Origin of the sequence: Mucilaginibacter sp. (genome assembly GCF_041663085.1) — a bacterium.
Classification (GTDB): Bacteria; Bacteroidota; Bacteroidia; order Sphingobacteriales; family Sphingobacteriaceae; genus Mucilaginibacter.
On sequence record NZ_JBAZRC010000179.1, the window covers coordinates 1 to 8,894 of the forward strand.

Genomic DNA, 8,894 nt, shown 5'->3' on the forward strand with positions numbered 1-8,894 from the left:
GAACAGGTTTAACCGCTGGTTTCATTGGTTTACGGGCGTTGTGGTAGGTATCAGCGGCTTATTATCGGGCATATTGGTAGTAGCTGCTAACGCTTGGATGAACAGCCCCACCGGGTTTGACCTTGTTGATGGCAAATACACCAACATCGACCCTATAAAAGCCATGTTTAATCCCGCCTGGTTCTCGCAGGCCTTGCATATGTCGATAGCGGCATTCGCGGCAACGGGGTTTGCGGTAGCTGGCGTACATGCCTTAATGGTAATGCGCAAACAGAATGTAAACTTCCATTTAAGGGCGTTTAAAATAGCGGCTATATTTGGGGTGGTAGCAGCCATATTACAACCCTTAAGCGGCGATATATCGGCCAAGATGGTAGCTAAAAGGCAACCGGCCAAGCTTGCCGCAATGGAAGCCCATTTTGAAACCAGACCCTACTCCCCTTTGATCATCGGTGGGATACCTGATGTAAAAAACAAAAAGGTTGATTATGCCATTGAGCTGCCCGGCATGCTCAGCTTTATGGTTTATGACGATTTTAAAACGCCTGTAAAAGGCCTTGACCAGATACCTGAGAAAGACCAGCCCCCTATTGCGGTTACGCATTATGCATTCCAGCTTATGGTTGCACTGGGTATGCTGATGATGGGCTTAGGAATATTATACCTCATTGCCTTATGGAAAAAGAAAAGCTGGTTTGATAAACGCTGGTTCCTGAAACTGTTTATATGGGCCACCCCTATTGGCTTTATAGCCGTAGAAGCCGGTTGGACAGTGACCGAAGTTGGCCGCCAGCCCTGGATAATACAAGGCGTTATGCGCACAGCCGATGCCGTTACCCCAATGCCGGGTATTGGTTACTCCTTTTACCTGTTTACAGCCGTTTATTTTACGCTGAGTTTGGCGGTTATATTTTTGCTGTACAGGCAAATAAAAATGGTACCGGTAATTTATGACAACCCTAAACCTGTAAGCAAATGATATATGTAGTCATCATATTTTTATGGGTTGCCCTTTTGCTGTACCTGGTTATGGGGGGTGCCGATTTTGGCGCGGGTATCATTGAGATGTTCACCTCTAACAAAAACAAAAGTCGCACCAGGAAGATCATGTACAACGCCATTGGGCCCATCTGGGAGGCAAACCACATGTGGCTTATTATTGCTATAGTAATACTATTTGTAGGTTTCCCGGTAATATATGCCACCATGTCAACCTACCTGCACATCCCGCTTACGGTGATGCTGATGGGCATCATTGCCCGGGGCACGGCCCTAACCTTCCGTAATTACGATGCGGTGCATGATAACATGCAGAAGATCTATAACAAGATCTTTGTATACTCCAGCTTTATTACGCCGTTGTTTTTAGGCATCATTGCAGGCAGCGCGGTATCCGGCCGGGTAGACCCACAGGCAACCAATTTTATGGATGCCTATATGTACAGCTGGCTCAACTGGTTTTCGGTTGCTATTGGGTTCTTCACAGTGGCGCTGTGCGGGTTCCTGGCAGCCATCTACCTTATTGGCGAAGCTAATGATGATATTGAGCGCAAAAGCTTTATCCGCAAGGCAAGATTAATGAACATTGCGGCGGTTATCGCGGGTTCAGCAGTTTTCATTGCTTCGGTAAAAGAGAACATCCCGCTGGTGCAGTGGGTATTTGGGAATATAATCGGCATTGCTGCAGTTAGCGCGGCCACCGTTTCCCTTATTTTACTTTGGTATCTCATCAGCAAAGGCAAACGTTTTATTATCCGTGTGCTGGCTGGTTTCCAGATGACGATGATTCTGCTTACCACAACTTACAAGCACTATCCAAATATCATCATCCTGAAAAACGGCGGTCACCTCTCGCTTATTGAAGACCAGGGCGCCGAAAAAGCCATCCAATCATTAGGCATAGCGTTGCTTGTGGGTAGTATATTTATACTCCCCGCGCTATTTTACCTGGTGTGGAGCTTTCAGCAAAAACCTGATGGTGAATCGGAAGTCGAAAGTCATTAGTCTGAAGTCGCAAACAAATGACTTCAGACTAATGACTCCGGACTTAAGACTTATTTTACTTTCAACTCTTTACCGGCAATATCTTCCCATCGGTAGTAATGGAACGTTTTATCGGTACTCATTACTACAAAAAGGCCATGCTTAAAGGTATCGTTCACAGGCACATTCACCACGTCAGATCCATCACTTTCGCGGGCCTGTACATTGGCTATTTTTAACAGCTTATGTTCAAACTGATTCTGTTTTGTACCCTCGCGGCTAAAGATCTGGAAACGGTTAGCACCCTGGTCGGATACCAAAATGTAACCCGTACTATCGGTTAGTTTATAAATAGAGATTCCTTCATGATCAGCCGCGAAACCAGTTGTACCAAATATGGATAATTGTTTATTGCCTTTCTCCGGGTCGGCATAATACTGGCGTACGCCAACCTGCTCGTCAGAGTAATAGATATATCCCAACTCGTTATCAACCGCTATGGCTTCTATTTCTTTTTTGCCGCTATACTCGCCAAACTTGCGCACAAGGGTTGCTTTTACATTGCCCTTGCCATCATCGCCCAATAAATACTGCCAGATATAGCCGCCTGTTTTTGGGCCACTTTTACGGCCAACTATGGCGTACATTTTACCATCCTTAGCAGTATAGATAGAGATACCCATCAGGTCACGATATTCGGGGCCGGTTTCGCCCACAAACATCTCGATGCCGCCGTTATCAACCGGTTTCATATCCGGTAACGAGTAAATACGCAGTTTATGGCTTATCCGCTCGGTAGTGATGGCAATATCTGTTGGTTTGCCATTCAGCATCAAGCCGTAGGCCAAATCGACATTGTTGGGGCGCTTTAGTCCCCTAACTACTTTATCAGCTATGATCTTACCTTGCAGGTCATAAACATACAGCGCGCCGTCAGCATCTTTATCAGTACCTATCACCAGGCTTTTGGCAGGGTCGGCCTTATTTACCCAGATGGCCGGATCATCAGTATCATACTTAACCGGCTCAGTTATTATTACGGGTTTAACTTCAATAGTATCAGTAGTTGTGCCGGGTTTGCATGATGCTAAACTCAACAAAACCAGTGGAGCAAAGCAAAATATATTCAATCTCTTCATTCAGTTATTGCTTAGTACCATACGCACCAACAAATGTAGCAGGCTCAGGTGATGTATAGGTTAAACCATTGGATAGGGTTATCCCCGTTTTATGGTGACGGGTAAAGTTAGTTGTACCTTTTGTTAATGCAGGCGAATTACCCTGCAAATGGAAATCCCAAGAGGTGTTGTAATCAGGGCTTGTCTCTGAGTTACTTAGAGGGTAATTCACAAATTTAGGGTCATTATCACCCGCTTTGGTTCCCCTTACATCATTTGTACCGCCGGGTACTATATCGTTTTTCCCAATCTGGAATTGGTCAACCGTGGTTTGGTCAAAACCATAATACCAGTTATAATCGTTTTTAGAACGACTGTCTTCCAGTTTCTTAGGGTCGCGTTTTATACCGAAACGGGTGTTGGCGAACAGGTTATTGTAAAGATCGGCACGTACAGTTGCCTCTAACCATACCGAACCACCTTTTGCAGTTGGCCTTCTCCAGCCAGTGTTAACCATGGTATTGTTATAGGCAATTATATATGCCTGAGGGTTACGATCGCCACTGTTTGATAGTTTTAACGCGTTGGTATTGCAGCTGTAAACAAAATTGTAAGCCACATCAGCCAAACATCCCGATTTGAAGTTCATGGCCTCGCCGCCGGTTACACCTGTAGTGTAGAACACGTTGTTTGAGAAAATGATCTTGCCCCCCTCAATGTAGGTACAATCTTCCTGGAAGTTGCGGATAATGCTATTGGTTACTACCAGTTTACCATTTAAGTTTGAGAACCAAAGGGCAGGAAGGTTTTCACCTGCAGTAGCTTTGTAAAGGCCCATTTTTACCGAGGTTGATGCATCAGAAGTAGTGTTGCCACCGTACTCCAGGATAGTATTATCAAGCACCAATTCGGCACAGGTTGGTGCGGCAAGTATACCACCCCATAGTTTACCAAACTTGTTTTCGGCAGTGCGGTAAGCATCAGCAACGGTGAATTTAACCGGGTTCTCAGCAGTACCTAATGAGTATAGGTTACCTTTAATTACAACCTCGGGCTTAGCGGTAGCATCCATTAAAACGGTTACACCTTCTTCAATGGTAAGTGTTTTACCTTCGGGGATGATGATATCACCTTTAATTTCGTGCACGCTGTTTTTTGCCCACACACCTGATACCTCACCTATAGATGAGCCATTTTGCGGTGTTGTATCAACATCTTTATTAGCCTTTTGGCAGCCTGTAAAAGCCAGTGTTGCCACCGTTAATACGGCTAAGATCTGTTTAAATTTCATATCTGATTTTTTGAAAGTTTATTGATTAATTGAACTTGTATCTTACGCCTAACAGGTAGCTTTGCCCATAGTGGTCATCGCGGATAAGGGTATGCCCGTTTGATACTAGGTCCTCTTTTATTTTATCATTTGCCGGGTTAACACCTTTTATGTACAACTTATATGGCGTATTAAGCAGGTTGTTTGCTTTAACAAATAAACTGATGTTGTTTTTAAAACGTTTCTCGGCCGAGAAATCCATCTGGATGATGCCTTGCTGCCATTGATCGTTATTTACGAATTGTGATACTGCAACTATACGCGGCCCGGTGTAAGCACCGGCAATCTGTACATCCCAGCCTTTTTTAGTGTCCTTATAAAGTAATGAGATGTTGGCGATATGCTCTGACTGACCGTATAGCGGCCTTGTCTGGTCAACCTCAACAGTCTCAATATCACCATTAGACGGGTTTATCTGACGCTTATTTTTAGTGGTAGTGATACGCGAGTGGGTATAGGTGTAATTTGCCTTGATACCTATTTTATTGAAGAACTTCGTGTAGTCTATCTCGGCACCATAGTTGGTAGCATTGCCAAAGTTACCCGGTATTAACAAAACATTGCTGTGTACTGTACCTGAAGTTTGGAATACATACTCAATAGGATCTTTTATCTTTTTGTAGAATGCGCCCACTAACAATTGCTCTGAAGCACCGGGGAACAATTCATAACGCAGATCGTAGTTATCAGCAAGAGCACGTTTCAGGTCGGCATTACCCTTTTCATCGTAATCATCGCCCGGCGAAATGCCCGGAACAAGCTCATAAAAGCCCGGGCGGTTAACAGCCTTGTAGTATGAAGCGTGTAACTGCGCTTTTTCTGTAATATGGTATTTTGCTGTTAAGCTTGGTAAAACATCAGTATAGATTTGGTTGCCGGTTGGCCTTGATTCGCCTTGCGCAAACAACATATGATAGCCCTGGTTGGTATGCTCAACACGTGCACCACCAATTAACTCCAGGCTATTTGATTTGTAGGTTAGCATACCGTAACCTGCCGATGTTTTCTCAGAAGCATCATAGGTAAGCGGGTTAGCAACACCACCGGTAGGGTTACTTACAACCAATTGCAGATCGGTATAGTTCTGATAATCCTGGCCATATATTAATCCCGCATTTGCTGCAGATGGCGCAAGCACATAATTATTGTAAAAGCTGCTGCGTTCCTTTTCACGGTATAAACCGCCAAGGCTAAAGTCAAGCTTTTTATCGCCCTTGAAAATGTTGTAGGTAAGGTCTAAATAACCTGCCTTATCATTATCAGTATTACGCTGCCAGCGCATTTCAACCGGTGAAGTATTTACCAATGAAAGGCGTTTATTTTGGAAGTTTTGCTGTAATCCGTTCAACTCAATTTCGGCATTCTGCGGCTGTTCAGTCTGCGCGGTAGAATACACTGCAGACCACTGCACTTTAAATTTATCATCAAAGAATTTATGATCACCATGTAGGGTACTGTTGTAGATCTGTTGCTCGGTTAAGCGGCTACGGGTATTGTAAACCAATTCTGCATTGCCGTTTGCCGGGTCGTACACCCCATTATAAGTGGTAGATACCGACTCACGCACTTCCTGATTTTTTAAATTAACATATACATTGTAAAGGCTTATCTTATTGTTTTTATCAAAAGCATAGTCCACTTTACCATGTAAACCCAGGCGCTGTTGCTGTGCCGAGTATTGGCGTTCTCCTTTGTTGGTGATAACGCTGTACTCATCTGTACCGGTTACTGAAGGGGTATAAATAGTGCTGTTACTTCCGCGATAGGTATTTTGATAGCTACCGGCTAAAACTACACCCAGTTTACTATCAAAAAAGCGCTGGCCTAATGACAAGCTACCTACAACGTTTGGCGCAGGATGCTTTGATTTGTAATCAAATACGCCTTTTGAAAAATCAGACTGGGTAGCGTTGTAATCGCGGCCATTTATCTCATAAGGAGATTTACCGCGAATGCCTGATGCATCAAAGCTGGTAAACTTACGGTCTAAAAATAGTTGGTTGTAACCCGTAGCAATATTTGCATTGATCTGGAAATGATCGGGAGCATTTTTCATTACCATATTTACGGCACCACCAACAGCATCACCTTCAAGGTTTGGGGTAAGGGTTTTGTAAACTTCAAGCCGGTCTAAAAGGTCAGATGGGAAAAGATCCAGCGGTACATAGCGGTACTTATTATCCGGGCTTGGAATTTTTACGCCGTTCACCAAAGTGTAGTTATAGCGTTTATCCATACCACGCAAAATAGCGTACTGGCCATCGCCGTTGCTATTACGCTCTATAGATACACCCGATACACGTTGCATCACATTGGCTACAGTAAGGTCGGGAGATACCTCAATAGCTTTACCCGATACGATGTTCATTACCTGGGTAGCATTCTGCTCAATACGGCGGGCATCCCGTTCGTTAGAACCACTGGCGGTAGCCCTGATGGTAACCTCTCCAAGGCCTTTTGCAGCCGTTTCCATATAAAACTTCAGGTGCTCGTTATCCTTACTTTGGATCTCGATATCCTGTACAATAGTTTTATAGGTAATGTAAGTAATGCGGATAGTAGCTTTGCCAACCGGCACATCCTTTAATTCGAAAGAACCATCAAGGCCTGTACTGGTTACCTTGCCTGTTTTTTCTAAAACAACGGTTGCACCTACCAGTGCCTCGCCCGATTGTTTATCATAAACGTGGCCTTTTATCTTTGTTGCGCTCGCTATTGTAGCACAAAAAAGTAGCGGGAATAAAATTTGTAAAAGTTTGTTCATTGCTGTGTGATAATGTCCATTTAAATTGACGCTGCAAAGGTGTGTATACGCCCAACTACAAATGAAATTTTGAGGGTTACAGAAAGGCAACACCGTTACAATCCTCGTATATCAAAAAGCAACACTCATAATTAAACAATTGATAATCAATATATTAAAATGTTTAAAAACCTCCGTTATCATTTTATTACCGTTACATTAACAAAATGTTAACTCCATAAAATCGGCTTAAAATGCGATTTGGAGTAGCCGTTTGTAACGCTGTTAAAGAGTTTGGATAAAGGCCGAAAGGTTATCTCCTTGTGGGATATTGAGCTTTTTACGAAGCCTGTATCGCGAAACCCTCAGGCTATCGGTTGAAATGCCCAGCAAGGTTGCAATATCTGCCGAGTCGAGGTTCATTTTTAGCAAGGCAATAAGGCGCATGTCCGTAGAGGTAAGCTCGCTGCTGTATTGTTTCAAACTATCAAAAAACTGTTGGTGCACCTGCTCAAACGCGGCGGTAAACTCCCTCCAGTGCTGCTCATGGTTAAAACTCTCATTTATCTCCAGGATTATCTGCTGCATTTGTTTTTTCTGGTCGCGTTTATCTTCCTTCACCATAGCTTGCAGTGTACTGCGCAGATGCTCTAAAAATTGATTGTTTTTAATGAGGTTGAGCGTATGGGTAGATAGTTCGCGGCTTTTTACTTCCAGTTGCTGCTTCAGGTTATCTTCTTCCAGGTGTTGGTTTTTCAGTTCCAGCTGCATCAATTCGTGCTGTACTTCTTTTTGCTTGGCAAGCGCATTCTGGTCTTTAATTTTTAAACGCTGCCTGCTAAAAATAACCATCCCCAAAACTACAAGCAACACCACTACTACCACAACTGCTACACTTATAATGCGGTTTATTTTGCGGATGTTATTGAGGCGGTTTATCTCATCACTCTTTTTATTCATATCATACAGCACCTGTAAAAATGCGGTTTGGTTCACCCCTTCTTTTGAATACACATCCAGTGAATATTTACGGCTCAACTCGGCATAATGATAGGCGCTATCCATACGGCCCATTAGTTCGTAAGCCTTACCAAGATCTTTACTGCAGGCCGCAAGCTGGTAAATATTACCCGTTTGCCCTGCGAGCGCCATTGCCCTGCGCGATTCTACAATGCTTTGCGCATATTTACCTGTTTTACGCAAAATATCGCCCAGGTTGTTTATTACTTCTATCGTGGCTATCTCGTTATGCTCTTGCTTATACAATTGCAGGGAGTGGTTAAAACTGGTATATGCAGAGTCGTACCGGGCAAGGTCTTCATAAATGCTGCCCAGGTTCTCGTAAATTTTAGCAGCGCCTTGCTGGTAGTCAGCACGGGTATATTTTTCCAGTGCCAAATGCTGGTAGTAAAAGGCGCTATCGTACTTATGGTGCTTTTCGTACAGGTGACCGATCTTGCCATAAATGTCGGCTTGCCCCTTAAGATTGTTGGTTTGTTTATAAATAGCCAGCGCCTTATTATACATAGCGCGCGATTTATCCAGCTGTTTGTTATAATAATACAAAACGCCCATTTCGCCCATGTTTGCGGCTAGCATTTCCTGGTTTTTACTCGCGCTGAATACTTTATCGGCATGCAAATAAAAATCGAGCGCCTGGGCATAATGGCCCTGATTATAACAGATCTGCCCCATTTGCCGCAGACATTGGCCTTCGCTT

The 8,894-nt window shown here is 43.7% G+C and carries 6 protein-coding genes; 2 read left to right on the forward strand and 4 right to left on the reverse strand.

Annotation, left to right across the window (positions count from 1 at the left end; all coding sequences use genetic code 11):
- Together WC615_RS21195 and WC615_RS21200 are read left to right on the forward strand one after the other, a co-directional pair.
- The coding region (locus tag WC615_RS21195; protein ID WP_372980049.1) for a cytochrome ubiquinol oxidase subunit I at positions 1-979 on the forward strand (979 nt) is incomplete at its 5' end.
- A complete protein-coding gene (locus WC615_RS21200) occupies positions 976-2,004 on the forward strand; it encodes a cytochrome d ubiquinol oxidase subunit II (protein ID WP_372980050.1) in 1,029 nt (342 codons plus the stop codon). The genes WC615_RS21195 and WC615_RS21200, both read left to right, overlap by 4 nt.
- Positions 2,005-2,054: 50 nt before the next feature.
- Here WC615_RS21200 and WC615_RS21205 read toward each other — a convergent pair whose 3' ends face one another.
- The 4 genes from WC615_RS21205 to WC615_RS21220 all read right to left on the reverse strand — a co-directional run.
- Positions 2,055-3,122 (reverse strand): phytase, encoded by a 1,068-nt coding sequence (locus tag WC615_RS21205; protein ID WP_372980051.1) that lies wholly within the window; start codon positions 3,120-3,122, stop codon positions 2,055-2,057.
- A gap of 4 nt (positions 3,123-3,126) precedes the next feature.
- Positions 3,127-4,392: a right-handed parallel beta-helix repeat-containing protein gene (locus WC615_RS21210; protein WP_372980052.1), complete on the reverse strand. Its 1,266-nt coding sequence runs from the start codon at positions 4,390-4,392 to the stop codon at positions 3,127-3,129.
- Between the two features lie 25 nt (positions 4,393-4,417).
- Positions 4,418-7,195 carry a TonB-dependent receptor domain-containing protein gene (locus WC615_RS21215; RefSeq protein ID WP_372980053.1) on the reverse strand — a complete coding sequence of 926 codons (2,778 nt, stop codon included), beginning with the start codon at positions 7,193-7,195 and terminating at the stop codon, positions 4,418-4,420.
- A gap of 264 nt (positions 7,196-7,459) precedes the next feature.
- On the reverse strand, positions 7,460-8,894 hold a 1,435-nt coding region (locus WC615_RS21220; RefSeq protein WP_372980054.1), incomplete at its 5' end, for a tetratricopeptide repeat protein.